The sequence below is a fragment of the Pseudomonas sp. St29 genome (assembly GCF_001547915.1).
Classification (GTDB): domain Bacteria; phylum Pseudomonadota; class Gammaproteobacteria; order Pseudomonadales; family Pseudomonadaceae; genus Aquipseudomonas.
In genome coordinates, this window is record NZ_AP014628.1 from 5,168,607 (window position 1) to 5,187,230 (window position 18,624).

An 18,624-nucleotide genomic window follows, 5' to 3' on the forward strand; every position below is an offset into this window, starting at 1 on the left:
GAATTCATCACCGCAGTTGATGCGATTATTATTTGTCTGTGTTTTTTATTGGTGTCTATTGTTGGTGAGTCTGGCTGTTTACTCAGGCCGAGAAGTCACAAAGCGCGCCGAGAGTAGCAGCTTTGAAAAAGGCCGCCTAGAGCCAAAGAAGGCCTGAATAGTCACATTTGTGACTCAAGACCATTCAATGGTCATTTTTAGAGTAAAAATTCTATCACTTTGAATTCCGCTCTAGTCCGGGGCTTTGCACCCCTTAAATGACTCGGGGGCCAGCCCGTTGCGTCAACCGGCTGGCCCCCGAGGGAGGAATTCAAGGATCAGGCGATGTCACGCAACTCGCGGCGCAGGATCTTGCCCACGGGCGTCATCGGCAGCGACTCACGCAGGACAATGTGCTTGGGCACCTTGTAGGCGGTGAAATTCTCCTTGCAGTAGGCCTTGAGCTCTTCCAGGCTGACCCCCGCTTCACGGGGCACCACAAACAGCTTCACCGCCTCGCCGGAACGCTCGTCCGGCACGCCGATCACCGCGCAGTTGGCGACCTTGGGGTGCGCCATGACCACATCTTCGATCTCGTTGGGGTACACGTTGAAACCCGAGACGATGATCATGTCCTTCTTGCGATCGACAATGCGCACGAAACCGTCCGGATCGATCACCGCGATATCCCCGGACTTGAACCAGCCTTCGGCGTCCAGCACCTCCGCGGTGGCTTCGGGCTTGTTCCAGTAGCCCTTCATGATCTGCGGCCCCTTGATGCACAGCTCGCCACGCTCGCCCAGCGGCTGCTCGTTGCCCTGGTCATCGATGACCTTCAAGGTGGTGCCCGGCACCGGCAGACCGACCGTGCCCAACCGCGAGCGGTCGCCGTAGGGGTTGGTGCACGCCACCGGCGAGGTTTCGGTGAGGCCATAGCCTTCGGTGATCCGGCATCCGGTCAGCTGCTGCCAGCGTTCCGCCGTGGCCTTGACCAGGGCCGTGCCACCGGAGTTGGTCAGCTTGAGGCTGGAAAAATCCAGGTTCTTGAATTCCGGGTGATCCATCAGCGCCACGAACAGCGTGTTCAACCCCAGCAGCGCGGAAAACCGCCACTTCTTCAACTCCTTGATGAAGCCGCCGATGTCTCGCGGGTTGGTGATCAGCACGTTGTGGTTGCCGGTCACCATCATGCACATGCAGTTCGCGGTGAAGGCATAGATGTGGTACAGCGGCAGCGGCGCGATCATCACTTCCTGGCCTTCGCGCCACTGGGTATGGCCATCGGGCCCGTGCTGGCCGAGGCAGGCCCGGGCCTGCTGCATGTTGGCCACCAGGTTGCCGTGGGTCAGCATTGCCCCCTTGGCCAGGCCGGTGGTGCCACCGGTGTACTGCAGCACGGCGACATCCTCCAGCCCCGCCTGCAGCGGCTTGATCCCCAGGCCGCGCCCAAGGCGCAAGGCACTCTTGAAGGCGATGGCCTGGGGCAGGTGATAGGCAGGCACCATCTTCTTGACCTTGTCCACCACGGTGTTGACCAGCCAGCCCTTGGCACTGGACAGCATGTCGCCCATCCTGGCTTCGATCAGGAACTGGATGTCGGTGTCGCCCAGCACTTCCTGAACCTTCTGCCCGAACACGTTCAGGTAGACCAGGGCCCGGGCCCCGGAATCCTTGAATTGATGACGCATCTCCCGCGCGGTGTACAGCGGGTTGGTGTTGACCACCACCAGCCCGGCCCGCAGCGCGCCGAACACCGCGATCGGGTACTGCAGGACATTGGGCATCTGCACCGCGATACGATCCCCCGGAACCAGGTCGGTATGGCTTTGCAGATAACCGGCGAAGGCCGCGCTGTAGCGTTCCAGCTCGGCGTAGGTGAGGGTCACCCCCATGTTGCTGAACGCCGGGCGGTCAGCAAACTTCTTGCAGGAACGCTCAAACACCTCGATCACCGACTTGTAGGCCCCCAGATCGATCTCGTTGGGCACGCCGGCGGGGCGCTTATCATTCCAGAAATCAGGTTGCATTATTCTTGTCCTCTTTTTGCCTGAACGGTCCGGGCCGCCACTGTAACGCTATCAGCGGCGGGGCTCCTCGGACGTTAGCAGCTATGGCGATTCAGGCAAATATGCGCAAGTGTGTCATTAACTGTGTGAATCTTGCGTCCAACAGGCCGACGAATCGGACGGACACACCTTGATGCGCTATAAAGTGCAGCGTCTCCGAGCAAAGGAATCGCCATGACCCACGACACCTTCTGGTTGACCACAAGCGACCACCAACGCCTCTTCGTCAACCAGTGGCTGCCCGAACCTCCGCTCAAGGCGGTGATCCTGCTGTCCCACGGCATGGCCGAGCACAGTGGACGCTATGCCCGGCTGGCGGCGGCCCTGTGCGCCCAAGGTTATGGCCTCTATGCCCCGGATCAGCGCGGCCACGGCAACACCGCGCAGCACGGCGTGCTCGGCCACTACGCGGATCACGGCGGCTGGAACAAGGTGGTCGGCGACCTGGCCAGCCTCAACCAGCACATCGGCCAGCAGCACCCTGGCACCCCCATCGTGCTGCTGGGCCACAGCATGGGCAGCTACATCGCCCAGGCGTACCTGCTGCACCACAGCGCCAGCCTGCATGGGGCGATCCTCAGCGGCTCGAACTTCCAGCCCGTGGCCCTGTACCGCATCGCCAGCCTGATCGCCCGTTTCGAACGCTGGCGCCAGGGCGCAAAAGGACGCAGTGCCCTGATCGAGTGGCTGTCCTTCGGCTCGTTCAACAAGGCCTTCAAGCCCAATCGCACCACCTTCGACTGGCTCAGCCGCGACCCGGTGGAAGTCGACAAGTACGTGAATGACCCCTTGTGCGGCTACCGCTGCAGCAACCAGCTATGGATCGACCTGCTGGGCGGCCTGCAGCAGATCAGCAAGATTTCCAACCTGGCGCAGATCGATCCGGGCCTGCCGTTGCTGGTGATGGGCGGTGAATGTGATCCGGTAAGCGCCGGCAAGCGTCTCAAGGATCTGGCCAACGCCCTGCGCGAGGCCGGCAGCCAGTGCCTGCAACTCAATATCTACCCGCAAGCGCGTCATGAGCTGTTCAACGAAAGCAACCGTGACCAAGTGACCCACGACGTCCTGGCCTGGCTCGATCAGGCCCTGCTACACCGTCGCCCGCCCCGCGCGGAGTAAGGGCTGGCGCAGTCGCTACGTTCATTTATCTGTCAGAGGATTTCAGCAACATGACCCAGGTTACCAACACCCCTTACGAAGCCCTGGAAGTCGGTCAGACCGCCCAGTACAGCAAGACTGTCGAAGAACGTGACATCCAGCTGTTCGCCGCCATGTCCGGCGACCACAACCCGGTGCACCTGGACCCCGAGTTCGCCGCCGCCACCATGTTCAAGGAGCGCATCGCCCACGGCATGTTCAGTGGCGCGCTGATCAGCGCCGCCGTGGCCTGCGAGCTGCCAGGCCCGGGCACCATCTACATCGGCCAGCAGATGAGCTTCCAGAAGCCGGTGAAGATCGGCGACACCCTGACCGTGCGCCTGGAAATCCTCGAAAAACTGCCCAAGTTCCGCGTGCGCATCGCCACCCGCGTGTTCAACCAGCGCGATGAGCTGGTGGTGGACGGCGAGGCCGAGATCCTTGCCCCACGCAAGCAACAGACCGTGACCTTGCCGACCCTGCCGGCCATCACCATCGGCTGAGCCTCGCTCACGGCAGGAGCCGGCTTGCCGGCACAGGCGACGCCCAGCGGTTTGCCGGCTCCTACCGTTTGCCCCCCTCCTCCACTTGCACGCTGGCGGTCATGCCGGCACTCAGGTTGATGCCTTCAGGCACCTTGTCGAGCTTGATCCGCACCGGTATCCGCTGGGCCAGGCGCACCCAGTTGAAGGTCGGTTCGACTTCCGCCAGCAGTTGCCCGTCAGGGGTGGCGTTGCGATCGGTAATGCCGCGGCTGATGCTTTGCACGTGCCCCTGCAAGGCATCGCCGGCACTCATCAGCCAGACCTTCACCGGATCGCCGACCTGAATCCGCGGCAGCTTGGTTTCCTCGAAATAGGCCTGCACGTAGAACGTCGAATCATCGATCAACGCCATCACGGGCTGCCCGGCGTTGACATAGTTGCCTTCGGCCAGACGCAGATTGGTGATGTGCCCGTCGCGGGGCGCGCGCACCTGACTGCGGGCCAGGTTCAATTCGGCGACCTTGGCCTCGGCCTGGGCCTGGCGCAGTTCGCCGCGGGCGATCCCGGCGTTGATCTGGGCGTTCTCCCGCAGTTCGGCACTGATGGCCTGGGGCCCCAGGGCGGCGCGGCGGCTGGCCTCGTGCTCGCGCAGGCTCAATTGCTGCTGGCGGGTCTGCACCACCGCCTGGGCCTTCTCCAGCGCGGCCTCGAAACGGTCGCGATCGATGCTCAGCAGCAAATCACCGGCCTTGACCTGCTGGTTGTCCGCCACCTTGAGCTCGCGCACCCAGCCGGATACGTCCGGGGCCACGATCACCACATCGGCACGGATCCGCGCATCCCGGGTCCAGGGCGTGAGCATGTAGTACTGCCACAGGTGATACCCGGCGAAGATCGCCACCGCCACCAGGCACAAGGTCACTACGACACGTACGGGTGTACGCATAATCAACTCCTTATAAAGGTCCCAGGACCACCGTGATCAGGGTCAGGACACACACGTAAAGGGCGCAATCGAACAGGGCTTCATGCCAGATCCAGCGCCCCAGCCCGGTGACTCGCACCAGCCCTCGCAGGCCGGCGGTGACCACCAGGGCCAGCACCACATAAATCAGAAACGGACTGAGCAGCACCCCGCCCAACGACCACTCACGCAGCCCCATGGCTGTCCTCCTGTTGCCGGCACCAACTGCGCCAGCTGTTGTGCAATTGCACCACCGCGCCCTTGGCCAGCTTCAAGGCGTCGCTGGGCGGCTGTTGTTCCAGGGCGGCGAGCAACGTCGCGCTGGGCTGCGCCAGCGCTTCCTGGCAGGGGCCCGCCGGTCCCTGTTGCAGAACCCGTTGCAAGTGCTCGAAATACTCGCGCTGCGCGGCACTAACCGGCACCTGGGCCACCGCCAGACTCAGGCGCAGGTGCAGCAGTTCGTCACCGATATCCAGGCCCAGCAGACCATCGTCCCAGCGGCTGCGGGCCGGTTCCGGCAGCTCCGGGTAATGCCGGGCCAGTTGCAGCAGACGGTCGGCCATGCGCCCGCCGAACCAGCTTTCCGCGCCCCGCAGGTTACGCCGGGTCAGGCGCACCAGATCGCTCAGGGTCGCCGCCAACAGACGCCGGCCATGCCAGGCCGGATCGCGCAGGATCAACAGGTGAAAGGCCAGCACCGCAGCCCCCACCCCCAGCACCATGGCCTGGGCGTTATTGAAGAAACTGGCGACATCGAAACTCATGCGGTTCATCGGCGAGATCAACACGATGAAGTGCAGGCAGAACGAGGTGGCCGTGGCGCCGATCTGCGGCTTGGCCATGCCCAGTGCGCCGAAGAACAGCGGCACCCCCATGGCCATGGCCAACATCGCGAATCCGCTCCATTGCGGCAGCAGGATCTGCCCCACCAGGAACGCCGCCGGAATCGCCAGGAAGATCCCGCGCATGAAGCTCATGCCGATCTGCGCGCCGTTTTCACGACTGGCGAACAGGCTGCAGACCACGCAGGTCAGGAGCATGGCCCCGGAGGCCGCCGGCCAGGCCGTGGCCAGCCAGAAGCTGGCCACGGTCAGGAATGCCAAGGCACTGCGAGCACCGAACACCAGGGCCAGCGACAGGTCGCGATGAGGCGTCAGGGTCGCCGGCTGCTCCAGCGGCGCGCGCCCTTCCTGCACCGCTTCCAGCGCGTTGCTTGCCGCCAGGGCGGTATCCAGCAGCAGCGCCAGGCGTGCCAGGCAAAAGCTCTGCGCCGCGCTGAGCCGGGAATCATGGGAGGCCTCCAGCAGGCGCGGACGCAACGCCTGCAGAGCCTGTTTGTCGGAGCCGCCCAGGGCCTCCTGCACCGGCTCCATCAGGGGCTGCAGTTGCCGGGCCTCGTCGGCGTCCAACTGTTTCCACTGGCGGCGTACCGACCGGGCAATCCGCAACAGCATCAGCAGCTTCTGGCTCAGGCCACTGATGGCCCGCGCTCGCTGGCGGCCCATTGGTCCTTCGAACCAGGCGTGTTCCCGCTGGGAATCCACGGCGACAATGCGCCCGAGTATCTCCAGCAAGCCCTGGCGTGCCAGCGCATCGCCGGCCAGGGTCGCGCGGGCCGCCTGCATTCCGCTGTGCCAGGCGCTGCGAGCCTGATCCGCCAGTTGCCGCTCTACCCGCATCGGCCAGATCAGGGCACTGCTGGCCGTGGCGCAGATGATCCCCAGGGAGATTTCCGTGCAACGGGCCACGGCCTGATCGAACACGGTCAACGGGTGGCTGATGGCGGGCAAGGCGATGATCGCCACGGTGTAGCCCGCCAGCACGAAGGAATACGACCAGGCACTGCGCAGCAGCGTGGAGCTGGCGGTACACACCCCCAGCCACAGGGCCAGGGCCAGCAGGAACAGCCAGGGGGTCTGGGCGAACAGGCCCATGAACAGCACCGACATCAGGGTACCGATCAAGGTCCCCAGCAGCCGGGCCAGCCCCTTTTGCAGAACCATTCCGGACAACGGCTGGGCGACGATGAACGCGGTCATCAGCGCCCAGGCCGGCTGCTCCAGGCCCCAGCGCAAGGCCAGCCAGAGCGCCAGACCGCCGCCCAACAGGGTCTTGATCGCGAACTGCAAAGCGGGAAGGCTGGGCGCAAGCAACGCCTGCAAGGTAATAGGCACGAACCGGGACTCTCGAAGGGATGAATTAACCATAGTCGTGATCGCCACGAGCGGGCGCGAGCTAATTATTAGCTAGCTAACTAAATCCCGTCCAGCACTAAATCCCGGGCATAAAAAAACGCCAGGCTGGCTGGCGTTTTTGACAGGTTTATGACTTACGAACGGGCACGGGCCTGGTTGCGCAAGGCTTTGACCTGATCGTGATTGCGTTGCACGCCGTGGTACTGGCGCTCCACCACATCACGAATCCCCACCAGGTTGTGCTTGCCGATTTTCTCCAGGGCTTCCTTGTAGGACTTCAGCGCGTGATCTTCACCGCGTTCGGCCTCATTGAGCACCGACTCCTCGTCCTTGCCGGTCACCAGCGACTTGAGGTCGACCCAACGGCGATGCAGGTCACCGCTGACGCTGGTGGAAGTTTCCGGATCGCCGCCCATGGAGCGCACCACCGCCTGCAATTCCGCAGCGGCCGTCGCGCAATCGCTGGAGCGCTTGATGAACAGCGCCTTGAGCTCCGGATGCTTGATGTCTTCGGCACAGGTCTTGAACCCCTCCTGACCGTCCTTGCTGGTCTCGATCAGGCTGTTGAGTACCGAAATCGCTTCTTTATTCAAGTCAGTCATTTTCTGGTTCCTTACGGGTGGGGAGAGTTGAGTCAACGGTTGAGTTAACTGCTGACCTAACCTTTGCACCCGCCATGCCAGACACTGGATATAAATTTTTTACTTATATTTCAATCAGTTAGCTAATATCCAAAAATCTGTATCCGCGTTATTTGCATGATCTGTCATTTGGCCTGCATGCAGAATGCCTGTATTTTCACAGGCGTTCGTACCACCGCCAGGCGACCCCCATGACTCCTGAAACACTTGAACTGCTGGTCACCCGGGAAATGCCCTTCGGCAAATACAAGGGCCGCATCCTCGCCGACCTGCCCGGCCCCTACCTGAACTGGTTCGCCCGCGAAGGCTTCCCCAAGGGGGAATTGGGTGGCCTGCTGGCCCTGATGCAGGAAATCGACCACAACGGCCTGTCCGACCTGCTGGACCCGCTGCGCGCCAAACACGGCAAACCCAAGCCCCGTCACTGAACAAGAGCCCGCCATGCCAAGGACTGCCGACACACTTGCCCGCGACGAACAACACTGGCAAGGCATTGCCCGCCAGTTCGACCTCGAACCGGGCCCGATCAACCTGGAAAACGGCTATTTCGGGCGCATGACCCGCACCGTGGCCGAGGAATACCAGCACCACATCCAGTGGGTGAACCGCAGCAACTCGGTGCTGGTACGCCAGCGCTTCGAACAGGTCGACGCCCTGCAGATCCGCGGCCTGCTGGCCGCACTGCTGGGGGTCCCGGACAATGCCGTGGCCCTGACCCGCTGCGCCTCCGACGCCCTGCAGTCGCTGATCCGCAACTACAACCGCCTGCAACCGGGCGACCAGGTCCTGGTCAGCGACCTGGAGTACGACACGGTCAAAAGCGCCATGCGCTGGCTGGCCCGCCAGCGCGGGGTCGAAGTGATAGAAATCGTCCACGCGCACCCTGCCAGTTTTGACAGCCTTGTCGGCACCTACACCACTGCCTTCCAGCGTTACCCCAGGCTCAAACTGATGCCCCTGACCTACGTCACTCATCGCAGCGGCCTGGTCATGCCGGTCCAGGCGATTGCCGCCGCGGCCCGGGAACATGGCGTCGATATCATCCTCGACGGCGCCCATGCCCTGGGCCAGATCGACTTCGACCTGGCCGAACTGGGCATCGCCTTCGCCGGTTTCAACCTGCATAAATGGATCGGCGCACCGCTGAGCCTGGGCTTTCTCTATATCCACCCCGAGCGCCTGGACGACATCGACCCGGACATGGGCGAGTTCCACTTTCCAAGGGACGACGTGCGCGCCCGCACGCCCTACAGCACCCCGAACATTCCTGCGCTGATGACCCTGCCCCGGGTGTTCGAGGAACACCGGGCCATGGGCGGCGCGGCAACCAAGGGCGCGCGCCTGAACTACCTGCGACACACCTGGAGCGAAGCGCTGCGCGAGCTGGCGGGGGTCGAGATCATGACCCCGCAGGACCCGCGCCTGTGCTGCGCCATCAGCGCCCTGCGCTTCACCGGGCACCCAGACCAGCAGGCCCTGGTGAATCGCCTGCTGCAGGACTACAACCTGTTCACCGTGGTCCGCAACGGCGCAGGGTTCGGCCCCTGCATCCGCATCACGCCGGGGCTGGCGACACCCCTTGAGCACATGCAGCGGCTGATCCAGGCCGTGACCGATCTGGCCCGCCATTAAGATCCGCGAGCAGCGCCCCCGGCCCTGCAACAGCCGCGCCTGCCAGGCATCGCCGCGTCGCAGGCCGGGGCGCTCGAACGCTACCGGACTTTTCTCCAGGCAAAAAAAACGGTGCACCGACCAAGCGCACCGTAAAGCCGTAGAACACACCAACGAATCAGATAAAACTTCAGTCCAGCAGGGCCAGGGCCTCGGCCGTGCATTCTTGAATCCGCGCCCAGTCGCCGTTCTTGATCCACTCGGGATCGAGCATCCAGCTACCGCCCACGCACATCACATTCTTCAAGGCCATGTAGCTCTTGATATTGGCCGGGCCGACGCCGCCGGTCGGGCAGAATTTGACTTCGCCGAACGGCCCGCCCAGGGCCTTGATCGCCGCCACACCGCCACTGACTTCCGCCGGGAACAGCTTGAAGCGGCGATAACCCAGGGCATACCCCTCCATGATTCCGGAGGCGTTGCTGATCCCCGGCAGCAGCGGGATCGGGCTGGCCACGCTGGCTTGCAGCAGGTCACGGGTAATCCCCGGGGTGACGATGAACTGCGAGCCCGCCGCCTCCGCCGCGGCCAGCATCTGCGGATCGAGCACGGTGCCGGCACCGGTCACCAGCTCCGGACGCTGCTCGCGCAGGATCTGGATGGCCTTGAGGCCGAACTGGGAGCGCAGGGTCACTTCCAGGGCCGTCAGGCCACCGGCGGCCAGGGCATCGGCCAGTGGCAGTACATCCTGCTCCCGGGCGATGGTGATCACCGGCAGGATCCGCGCCTTGGCGCAGAGGCTGTCGATCAGGGCAACTTTGTCCGCCATGGAAACGGTCGGGGATAGGTTTGTCATAGCGGCTGATCCTTGGCTCATGGGCACCAGTAAATCTCTAACGGGGTTTGCAGGAAGGCGCGAATCGGCATCTCGGCGACAGCGTCACCAGCCAGTGCGGCACTCAGGGTGGCCAGCTTGGACTGACCGGAAATCGACAACAGCGAATGACGGGCCGAGGCCAGCAAGGCCCGGCTCATGCTCAGGCGCTGATGGGGCACGCTTGGCGCCAGCATCGGCCAGCAGCGGCGAGTGCCGTCGGCCTGGAGCGCTTCGGCCAGGTTCGGGCTGTTGGGAAACAGCGACGCGGTGTGTCCGTCATCGCCCATGCCCAGTACCAGCACATCGATGCCCGGCAACTCGGCCAGCAGACGATCGGCCTGCTGGGCCGCCTCCTCCAGATTGGCCGCAGCGCTGTAGAGGCTTAAGAAACCGGCCTTGGCCACCGGCCCCTGAAGCAGGTAACGCTTGAGCAGGCCGGCATTGCTGTCGGCGTGTTCCACCGGCACCCAGCGCTCGTCCGCGAGGGTGATCAGCACCTTGGACCAATCCAGCTCCTGCTTGACCAGGGCCTGGAAGAACGCCACCGGGCTACGACCACCGGACACCACCAGGGTCGCCTTGCCGCGGGCGGCAATGGCCTCGCGCAGCAGGTGGGCCACGCGCAGTGCCTGGCCTTCGGCCAACAGGGTCGGGCTGCGGAACTCGTGGGCGGCTACACCCGCCGGCAGTTGCAAATCAGATATCGCCATACCAGGACCTCCCATCCCGCGTGATCAGTGCAATGGAGCTCATCGGCCCCCAGGACCCGGCCGCGTAAGGCTTGGGCGCATCACCGGACTTCTTCCACCCGGCGATCAACTGGTCACACCACTTCCACGCGGCTTCGATTTCATCTTTGCGGACAAACAGGTTCTGATTGCCGCGCATCACTTCCAGCAACAACCGCTCGTAGGCATCGGGGATCCGCGCACTGCGATAGGTGTCGGAAAAATTCAGTTGCAGCGGACCGCTGCGCAGTTGCATGCCCTTGTCCAGGCCCTGCTCCTTGGTCATCACCCGCAGCGAAATGCCTTCGTCCGGCTGCAGGCGGATGATCAGCTTGTTGCTGATCTGCAGGCGCTGCTCGGGGGCGAAGATATAGTGCGACGGTTCCTTGAAGTGGATGACGATCTGCGACAGTTTTTGCGGCATGCGCTTGCCGGTGCGCAGGTAGAACGGCACCCCGGCCCAACGCCAGTTGCGGATATCGGCCCGCAGGGCGACGAAGGTTTCGGTGTCGCTCTGGGTGTTGGAGTTTTCTTCCTCCAGATAACCCGGCACCGACTGGCCCTCGCTGTGGCCGGCGATGTATTGGCCGCGCACCACCTGGGTGGTCAGGCCTTCCGGACTGATCGGCGCCAGGGCCTTGAGCACCTTGACCTTCTCGTCACGGATGCTGTCGGCGGAGAGGTCCGCCGGTGGGTCCATGGCGATCAGGCACAGCAGCTGCAGCAGGTGGTTCTGGATCATGTCCCGCAGTTGGCCGGCCTTGTCGAAGTAACCCCAGCGGCCTTCGATGCCGACCTTCTCGGCCACGGTGATTTCCACGTGGGAGATGTAGTTCTGGTTCCACTGGGTTTCGAACAGGCTGTTGGCGAAACGCAGGGCGATCAGGTTCTGCACCGTCTCCTTGCCCAGGTAGTGGTCGATCCGGTAGATGCGGTTTTCCGGGAAGAACTGGGCCACCGCGTCGTTGACCTTGCGCGAGGAATCCAGGTCCGAGCCGATGGGCTTTTCCAGGACCACACGGGTGTGCTGGTTGAGCCCGACCCGGGACAGGTTCTCGCAGATCGCGCCATAGACCGCGGCCGGAGTGGCGAAGTAGGCGATCAGCCGCTGTTCGCTGCCGGCGCGTTCGGCCAGCGCCACGTAGTCCTCGGCCTTGAGGAAATCCACGTGCAGGTAGCTCAGGCGGGCCAGGAAGGTCTTGAGAACCTGGGCATCGATGTCCTTGTCGCCGACGTACTTGCGCAACTCGGTTTCGATGTTCGCCAGGTGCTCCTGTTCGCTGCCCGGCTCACGGGCCAGGGCCAGAATCCGCGTGTCGTCGTGCAGCAGACCGGCGGCATCGAGTTGGTACAAGGCAGGAAACAGCTTACGCAGCGCCAGATCGCCCAGCGCGCCGAACAAGGCAAAGGTGCAGGGTTCAACCGTAATCGAAGGCATGATGTTTGTTCTTTTATCAAGTTAAGCTACAAATACCTTTTTTCAAGGCATCACTCAAGGAAAAATGTAGTAATAAACACAACATTTTTACAAAATACAGATTCCAGGTGGTGGTCGTTCCGAGCCATCAGTAGGATAGGCCTCCTCTCAACTTCGCATTGCGGGCGCTTGTCGCGGCTCTGCCGCGGCGCCTGTCTAGCCGATCTAGGAAACTTTAATGGACCGAGTGCGAAATCTTCTGGAGCAGATCCAGAACCGCCTTGAAGAACTGAACAAAGCGGAACGTAAAGTCGCCGAAGTCATCCTGCTCAACCCGCAGCAGGCGACTCGCTTCAGCATCGCCGCCCTGGCCCAGGCCGCTTCGGTGAGCGAGCCGACGGTCAATCGCTTCTGCCGCTCCTTCGGCGTCAGCGGCTACCCGGAACTCAAGCTGCAACTGGCCCAGAGCCTGGCCAGCGGCGCGGCCTACGTCAGCCGCGCGGTGGAGGCCGACGACAACCCCGAAGCCTACACGCAAAAAATCTTCGGCAGCGCCATCGCCTCCCTGGACAGCGCCTGCCAGGCCCTGGACCCGAACCTGATCAGCAAGGCCGTCGACCTGTTGATCCAGGCCCGGCAGATCCACTTCTTCGGCCTCGGTGCCTCGGCCCCGGTGGCCATGGATGCGCTGCACAAGTTCTTCCGTTTCAACCTGGCGGTCACCGCCCATGCCGACGTGCTGATGCAGCGCATGATCGCCTCGGTGGCCCACACCGGCGAACTGTTCGTGATCATCTCCTACACCGGCCGCACCCGCGAACTGGTGGAAGTGGCACGCATTGCCCGGGAAAACGGCGCATCGGTGCTGGGGCTGACCGCAGAGAACTCGCCCCTGGCCAAGGCCAGTACCTTGAGCCTGAACATTCCGCTGCCGGAAGACACCGACATCTACATGCCGATGACCTCGCGGATCATCCAGCTCACCGTGCTCGACGTGCTGGCCACCGGCATGACCCTGCGCCGGGGCGTGGACTTCCAGCCGCACCTGCGCAAGATCAAGGAAAGCCTCAACGCCAGCCGCTACCCGGTGGGCGACGAGTTCAACTGAGGCAGGCCGGTTCGCCGGCCTGCCGGCTACACCGCAACCTGCGCCCTACACCGCAGCCCGCGCCTGCAAGCTCAGGTGCGCCTGCTCTCCCGGCGCCAGGCACAGGCTGTCGGTGCCCCCGGCAGCCGCTTCGACGCAGACAAACCGCGACACCTCATTCCAGCTCACCCCCAGCAGCGGCCGGCTCCCCGGATGCCAGACCACGGTGTCGGCATCGTCACCGGTATCGATGCACAGCTCGCGCTGCCAGGCATGATCCTTGAGCTGCAATTCGCCTTCGTGCTGGAACACCCGCTGGCAACCGCCCTCGACCCGCAACTCGCCCTGCTGCTGGCAGGCCTGGCGGTTCAACTGGTCGTAACCCTGGGCGCCATCGAGCCCAGACAGCGCTACCTCACCGACGTCGCCAATACGCCAGTAAGCGTGCAAAGCCTGGCTCAACTGGCAGGGTTCAGTGTCCTGATGCTCGGTGCTCAGGCGCAGGTCCATGCTCTGGCCCAGGTGCGCATGCAGGTCGACCTTCCAGTCGCACAGCTGCAATTGCCAGTGCAGGCGCACGCCGTCTTCATCGTTGCTGCTGTCCAGCAGCTTCCAGTCCAGCAGCCGCGCCCAACCGTGGGACGGCCAGGCATTCTCGCTAGGGTGACGGCCATACCAGGGCCAGCACACCGGCACCCCGCCACGGATCGCCCCCACTTGCGGCCACTTCGAGGCGCACCACAGCCAGGGCTTCTGCCCGGCCGGCTGGAAGTGCAGCAACTGGGCGCCCTGGCGACTGAACACCGCCTGGCACAGCGGGTGATCGATCACCAGCACATCGCGCATCTGATAGCGCTCCCAGGCGAACACCGGGCGTTCGCGCAAGGATTTGAAAAAGCGTTGTAGCGGATGCTCATGCATGGGCCGCGGTCCTGAAAATCACTGCTGTCTCGATATTCATGAGGGGAATGCGCCTGCCCCACAAAAAAAAGCGGACGGCCTGGGCCATCCGCAAAATGCGCACATGGAGGAGGAGCTTATCGCAACAGCTCTAGAACACCGACTGAATTTTCAGACCGGCCACCAACGCGTTATCCACCTCATCCACGCCGCCCGGGTGGGTGATGTATTGCAGGTTGGGGCGCACGGTCAGCCAGTTGGTCACGTGGAAACCGTAGTTGATCTCGTAGTTGTATTCCGTGTCGCGCAGCGGCATGTACAGCGGGTTGTCGTAGTTGCTGATGCCGTTGTCCTCGTTGATCAACTGAGCGTTCTTGCGCACATCGTCGTTGACGTGGATACGCGCGAAACCGATGCCCACGTCATCTTTCGGACGGGCGTCGAACGGGCCCTTGTAGACGAACATCAACGACTGGTAGTTATCGACGACGTTGGTGTCCTTGTCATGGAAGGTGGCGTTGGCGGCGATGTTCAGGCCACGGGAAGCGTCACCGTTGTGGGTGGTGAGTTGCTGCTGCCCGACGAACCAGTAGCCGTGCTTGCTGTTGTGCACGCGATAGGCGTCGCCTGTGTCCGCGGCGTCCTGACCGTTGACGTCCTTGCGCACATCATTGGCGTCGGCCGTGCTCTTGTAGTAACCGACGCGGTATTCGCCCGGCAGATTATTGAGCTTGGGCGACCAGACCAGTTCCACCGGCAATACCGTGCCCTTGGTGCCGCTGCCGCTGAGCTTGAAGCCGTTGCCGTGTTCCAGCTGCGACGGGTTCTGGTTGTAGGCGCCGATCTGCGCATACAGCTCGGGGGTGATGTGGTACTTGATGCGCAACGCCGCCTGGCTGACCGGCCAGTTGTACCAGATGCCGGTGGCCCAGTTGCCCACCTGGGAGCCGCAGAAGGCCAGGTTCTGGAACTCGCAGGGGAAGGTGTTGAAGTCTTCGCCCTCGCCGAAATAACCGGCCTTGACGTCCAGCTTGCCGTCGAGGAACTGGTGCTGAACCCACAACTGGGTCAGACGGACCATGTGGCCACGGCCGTAGACTTCCTGGGAGGAACTCAGGGTGCCGGCACGGGGGTCGCCGATGCGGTCATTGGAGATGTTCTGGCCGTTGCGGTTGGTCAGCTGGATCTTGGCCTGGGTGTTGTCCCAGCCCAGCAGCTTCTGCAGATCGAAGGCCACGCCAAGGCCGAACTGATCGCTGTAGCGCCCGGTCTTGTCGTCGTTGTAGCCACCACGCAGGTTGGCGCCCATTTCCCCGACGTAGTCGGCCTTGATGTCGATCCCCTGCTCGATCAGCTTGGTGCGCTCACCGCCCCAGTCGCCGGTCATCCACTTGGAGTCGGCGCTGAACGCCTCGTCGGCCATGGCATTGGCGGACAGGACCAATGCCGCCAGCGCCGACAACTGGCAGAGCAGCCGGGTGTTGCTGTGTCGCTTTTTCATCCCTACATCCTCGTCTTTATTGTTATTAACGATCTATCCAACGTGGTTTACAGCGGGTGCGACGGATGACAGGCCATCCGCCATGGATTCAACGGCCCTTGAACTGCGCAACGTTACCGCCACGGGTTTCGCTCATCGACGCCGCGGCCGTCCCCAGGCGCTCGCCGCTCTGGGCATCGAACAGCAGCACCCGGGCCGGATCGAACTGCAGGGTCAGGGTTTCCCCGGCATCGGGCGCCTGATCCGGAGCCAGACGGCAGCAGACCTTGGTGCCATTGAGGGTGACGAACACCAGGGTGTCGGGGCCGGTGGGCTCGACCACCTGGACCTCGGCGCGCAGGGTCGGCAAGCCATTGGCTTCGGCGGGAGCCAGGGAGATCTGCTCCGGACGAATGCCGAGGATCACCTCGCGGTCTTCCAGCCCGGCGTCCTGCGGCCCCAGGGGCAGCTCGCAACGGGCCTGGCCACTGTCCAGCAGGGCCAGCAGGCGGCCGTCCTTGCGTTGCAGGCGCAGGGGAATGAAGTTCATCGGCGGCGAACCGATGAAGCTCGCCACGAACAGGTTGGCCGGGTCGTTGTAGATCTGCTTCGGCGTGCCGAACTGCTGGATGATCCCGTCCTTCATCACCGCCACCTTGTCGCCCAGGGTCATGGCTTCGATCTGGTCGTGGGTGACGTAGACCGTGGTGGTCTTCAGGCGCTGGTGCATCAGTTTCATTTCGGTGCGCATCTCGACCCGCAGCTTGGCGTCGAGGTTGGACAGCGGTTCGTCGAACAGGTAGATCTTCGGCCGCCGCGCCAGGGCCCGGCCCATGGCCACCCGCTGTTGCTGGCCACCGGAAAGCTGGCCCGGCTTGCGGGTCAGCAGGTGCTCGATCTGCAGCAGCTTGGCCACCCGCGCCACTTCCGCGTCGATCTCGGCGCTGGGCATCTTGCGGATCTTCAGGCCGAAGGCGATGTTGTCGCGCACGCTCATGGTCGGGTACAGCGCGTAGGACTGGAACACCATGGCGATGTCTCGGTCCTTGGGGCTCATGCCGCTGATGTCGGCGTCGTCCACCAGGATCGCCCCGCCGCTGATGTGCTCCAGCCCGGCGATGCAGTTCATCAGGGTAGATTTGCCGCAGCCGGACGGGCCGACGAGGATCAGGAACTCACCGTCGTCGATCTTCAGCTCGATGTTCTTCAGGGTGTCCGGCAGGCCGGCACCGTAGGTCTTGTTGACGTTGCGTAATTCGAGAGTGGCCATGCTTTACCCCTTGACTGCGCCGGACGTCAGCCCGCGCAGGAAATACTTGCCGGCGAAGATGTAGACCAGCAGTGTCGGCAGCCCGGCGATCATCGCCGCCGCCATATCAACGTTGTATTCCTTGGCCCCGGTGCTGGTGTTGACCAGGTTGTTCAGGGCCACGGTGATCGGTTGTGCGTCGCCGCTGGCAAACACCACGCCGAACAGGAAGTCGTTCCAGATCTGGGTGAACTGCCAGATCAGGCAGACCATGATGATCGGCACCGACATCGGCAGCAGGATCTTGCCGAAGATGGTGAAGAACCCCGCGCCGTCCAGGCGCGCCGCCTTGACCAGGGCATCCGGCACACTCACGTAGTAGTTGCGGAAAAACAGCGTGGTGAAGGCCAGGCCGTAGACCACGTGCACCAGCACCAGGCCGGTGGTGGTATTGGCCAGGCCGAACTTGCCGAGGGTGAACGAGGCCGGCAGCAGCACGGTCTGGAACGGCAGGAAGCAGCCGAACAGCAGCAGGCCGAAGAACAGCTGGGAGCCGCGAAAGCGCCACATCGACAGCACGTAGCCGTTCATTGCACCGATGAAGGTGGAGATCAGCACCGCCGGCACGGTGATCTTCACCGAGTTCCAGAAGTAGCCGCCTACGGTGTCCCAGGCCTTGATCCAGCCAATGCCGTCCACCACCTGGGGCCAGCTCAGCAGGTTGCCGGTGCGGATGTCTTCCGGGGTCTTGAAGCTGGTCAGCAGCATCACCACCAGGGGAATCAGGTACACCGCCGCCGCCAGCAGCAAGGTGGCGTAGATGGCGATCCGGCTGAAGTTCAGGGTCGGCTTGGCGAGGGAGTTAGTCATGGCGCTTGCCTCGCAGTTCGGAGTACAGGTACGGCACCAGGATGGTCAGCACGGCACCGAGCATCAGCATGGCGCTGGCCGAACCGATGCCCATCTGGCCCCGGCTGAAGGTGAAGGAATACATGAACATCGCCGGCAGGTCGGAGGAGTAGCCCGGGCCGCCCGCAGTCATTGCCGCCACCAGGTCGAAGCTCTTGATGGCAATGTGGGCGAGGATCATGAAGGCGCTGAAGAACACCGGGCGCAGGCTCGGCAGAACGATCTTCAGGTAGATGGTCGGCAGGCTCGCGCCGTCGACCTGGGCGGCGCGGATGATCGACTGGTCAACACCGCGCAGACCGGCGAGGAACATCGCCATGACAAAGCCCGAGGCCTGCCACACGGCGGCGATCACCAGGCAGTAGACCACCCGGTCCTGATCCACCAGCCAGTCCAGGCGAAAGCCCTCCCAGCCCCAGTCGCGGAGCATCTTGTCCAGGCCCAGGCCGGGGTTGAGCAGCCACTTCCAGGCGGTGCCGGTGACGATCATCGACAGCGCCATGGGATAGAGGTACACGGTGCGGATGAAGCCTTCCTTGCGGATGCGCTGGTCCAGCAGCACCGCCAGGAACACCCCCAGCACCAGGCTGATGGCGATGAACATGCCGCCGAACAGCGCGAGGTTCTTGCTCGCCACCCACCAGCGGTCGTTGTCCATCAGCCGCAGGTACTGCTGCAGGCCGACCCACTTGTAGCTCGGCATGAAGCTGGAATTGGTAAAGGACAGAATGAACGTCCAGATGATGTAACCGTAGAACCCCACCAGCACGATCACCATGCTTGGCGCCAGCACCAGCTTGGGCAGCCAGCGCTGCAATGCGTCCAGGGGTGAGGCCTTGCTGAAAACCGCCACAGAGCTCATCGCAATAACCCGGTTGAAGGAATGAAGTCCGACGCGC

18 protein-coding genes are annotated in these 18,624 nt (G+C 63.3%); 5 read left to right on the plus strand and 13 right to left on the minus strand.

The features are described 5' to 3' along the window. Positions 1-317: 317 nt before the first annotated feature. Positions 318-2,006 (minus strand): long-chain-fatty-acid--CoA ligase FadD2, encoded by a 1,689-nt coding sequence (gene fadD2, locus PST29_RS22845; RefSeq protein ID WP_060840666.1) that lies wholly within the window; start codon positions 2,004-2,006, stop codon positions 318-320. A gap of 213 nt (positions 2,007-2,219) precedes the next feature. Here fadD2 and PST29_RS22850 point away from each other — a divergent pair, with 213 nt between their 5' ends. Beyond that, entirely contained in the window at positions 2,220-3,164 is a 945-nt protein-coding gene (locus tag PST29_RS22850; RefSeq protein ID WP_060844415.1) for an alpha/beta hydrolase, read from the plus strand. 50 nt (positions 3,165-3,214) lie between these two features. Next, positions 3,215-3,685, plus strand: a complete 471-nt coding sequence (locus PST29_RS22855; RefSeq protein WP_011062855.1) for a MaoC family dehydratase — start codon at positions 3,215-3,217, stop codon at positions 3,683-3,685. A 61-nt stretch (positions 3,686-3,746) separates the two neighbouring features. On the opposite strand, the gene PST29_RS22860 is transcribed toward PST29_RS22855, so the two are convergent. From PST29_RS22860 to PST29_RS22875, 4 genes are all read right to left on the minus strand, one after another. Then, a complete protein-coding gene (locus PST29_RS22860; RefSeq protein WP_060844416.1) occupies positions 3,747-4,613 on the minus strand; it encodes an efflux RND transporter periplasmic adaptor subunit in 867 nt (288 codons plus the stop codon). A 10-nt stretch (positions 4,614-4,623) separates the two neighbouring features. Next, positions 4,624-4,830, minus strand: coding sequence for a DUF1656 domain-containing protein (locus PST29_RS22865; RefSeq protein ID WP_060840669.1), 207 nt, complete (start codon positions 4,828-4,830; stop codon positions 4,624-4,626). Continuing rightward, a complete protein-coding gene (locus tag PST29_RS22870; protein ID WP_060840670.1) occupies positions 4,817-6,805 on the minus strand; it encodes an FUSC family protein in 1,989 nt (662 codons plus the stop codon). Before PST29_RS22870 ends, PST29_RS22865 begins: the two co-directional genes overlap by 14 nt. Positions 6,806-6,960: 155 nt before the next feature. Further along, a complete protein-coding gene (locus tag PST29_RS22875) occupies positions 6,961-7,428 on the minus strand; it encodes a ferritin-like domain-containing protein (RefSeq protein ID WP_060840671.1) in 468 nt (155 codons plus the stop codon). A gap of 230 nt (positions 7,429-7,658) precedes the next feature. Here PST29_RS22875 and PST29_RS22880 point away from each other — a divergent pair, with 230 nt between their 5' ends. Together PST29_RS22880 and PST29_RS22885 are read left to right on the plus strand one after the other, a co-directional pair. Further along, complete coding sequence (locus tag PST29_RS22880; protein WP_015636734.1) at positions 7,659-7,895, plus strand: DUF3820 family protein; 237 nt, start codon at positions 7,659-7,661, stop codon at positions 7,893-7,895. A 13-nt stretch (positions 7,896-7,908) separates the two neighbouring features. Next, on the plus strand, positions 7,909-9,099 hold the full coding sequence (locus PST29_RS22885; RefSeq protein ID WP_060844417.1) for an aminotransferase class V-fold PLP-dependent enzyme: 1,191 nt from the start codon (positions 7,909-7,911) through the stop codon (positions 9,097-9,099). A gap of 169 nt (positions 9,100-9,268) precedes the next feature. On the opposite strand, the gene PST29_RS22890 is transcribed toward PST29_RS22885, so the two are convergent. From PST29_RS22890 to zwf, 3 genes are read right to left on the minus strand one after another with little or no spacing between them, the layout of a single operon-like run. Continuing rightward, positions 9,269-9,934: a bifunctional 4-hydroxy-2-oxoglutarate aldolase/2-dehydro-3-deoxy-phosphogluconate aldolase gene (locus tag PST29_RS22890; RefSeq protein ID WP_060844418.1), complete on the minus strand. Its 666-nt coding sequence runs from the start codon at positions 9,932-9,934 to the stop codon at positions 9,269-9,271. A gap of 17 nt (positions 9,935-9,951) precedes the next feature. Next, on the minus strand, positions 9,952-10,665 hold the full coding sequence (pgl, locus tag PST29_RS22895; protein WP_060840674.1) for a 6-phosphogluconolactonase: 714 nt from the start codon (positions 10,663-10,665) through the stop codon (positions 9,952-9,954). Beyond that, positions 10,652-12,121 (minus strand): glucose-6-phosphate dehydrogenase, encoded by a 1,470-nt coding sequence (gene zwf / locus PST29_RS22900; RefSeq protein WP_060840675.1) that lies wholly within the window; start codon positions 12,119-12,121, stop codon positions 10,652-10,654. The genes pgl and zwf overlap by 14 nt, the downstream gene beginning before the upstream one ends. Positions 12,122-12,347: 226 nt before the next feature. On the opposite strand from zwf, the gene PST29_RS22905 reads away from it, so the two are divergent. After that, on the plus strand, positions 12,348-13,208 hold the full coding sequence (locus tag PST29_RS22905; RefSeq protein ID WP_170001736.1) for a MurR/RpiR family transcriptional regulator: 861 nt from the start codon (positions 12,348-12,350) through the stop codon (positions 13,206-13,208). A 45-nt stretch (positions 13,209-13,253) separates the two neighbouring features. Here PST29_RS22905 and PST29_RS22910 read toward each other — a convergent pair whose 3' ends face one another. The 5 genes from PST29_RS22910 to PST29_RS22930 form a co-directional block, all read right to left on the minus strand. After that, the gene (locus PST29_RS22910; RefSeq protein ID WP_060844419.1) at positions 13,254-14,108 is read right to left on the minus strand and encodes a D-hexose-6-phosphate mutarotase; all 855 of its coding nucleotides are present in this window, start codon (positions 14,106-14,108) and stop codon (positions 13,254-13,256) included. Positions 14,109-14,238: 130 nt separating this feature from the next. Then, on the minus strand, positions 14,239-15,588 hold the full coding sequence (locus PST29_RS22915) for a carbohydrate porin (RefSeq protein ID WP_060840677.1): 1,350 nt from the start codon (positions 15,586-15,588) through the stop codon (positions 14,239-14,241). Between the two features lie 88 nt (positions 15,589-15,676). Then, positions 15,677-16,837, minus strand: a complete 1,161-nt coding sequence (locus PST29_RS22920; protein ID WP_060840678.1) for an ABC transporter ATP-binding protein — start codon at positions 16,835-16,837, stop codon at positions 15,677-15,679. A 3-nt stretch (positions 16,838-16,840) separates the two neighbouring features. Further along, entirely contained in the window at positions 16,841-17,686 is an 846-nt protein-coding gene (locus tag PST29_RS22925) for a carbohydrate ABC transporter permease (protein WP_019094567.1), read from the minus strand. Continuing rightward, complete coding sequence (locus PST29_RS22930) at positions 17,679-18,587, minus strand: carbohydrate ABC transporter permease (protein WP_060840679.1); 909 nt, start codon at positions 18,585-18,587, stop codon at positions 17,679-17,681. The genes PST29_RS22925 and PST29_RS22930 overlap by 8 nt, the downstream gene beginning before the upstream one ends. Positions 18,588-18,624: the final 37 nt, after the last annotated feature.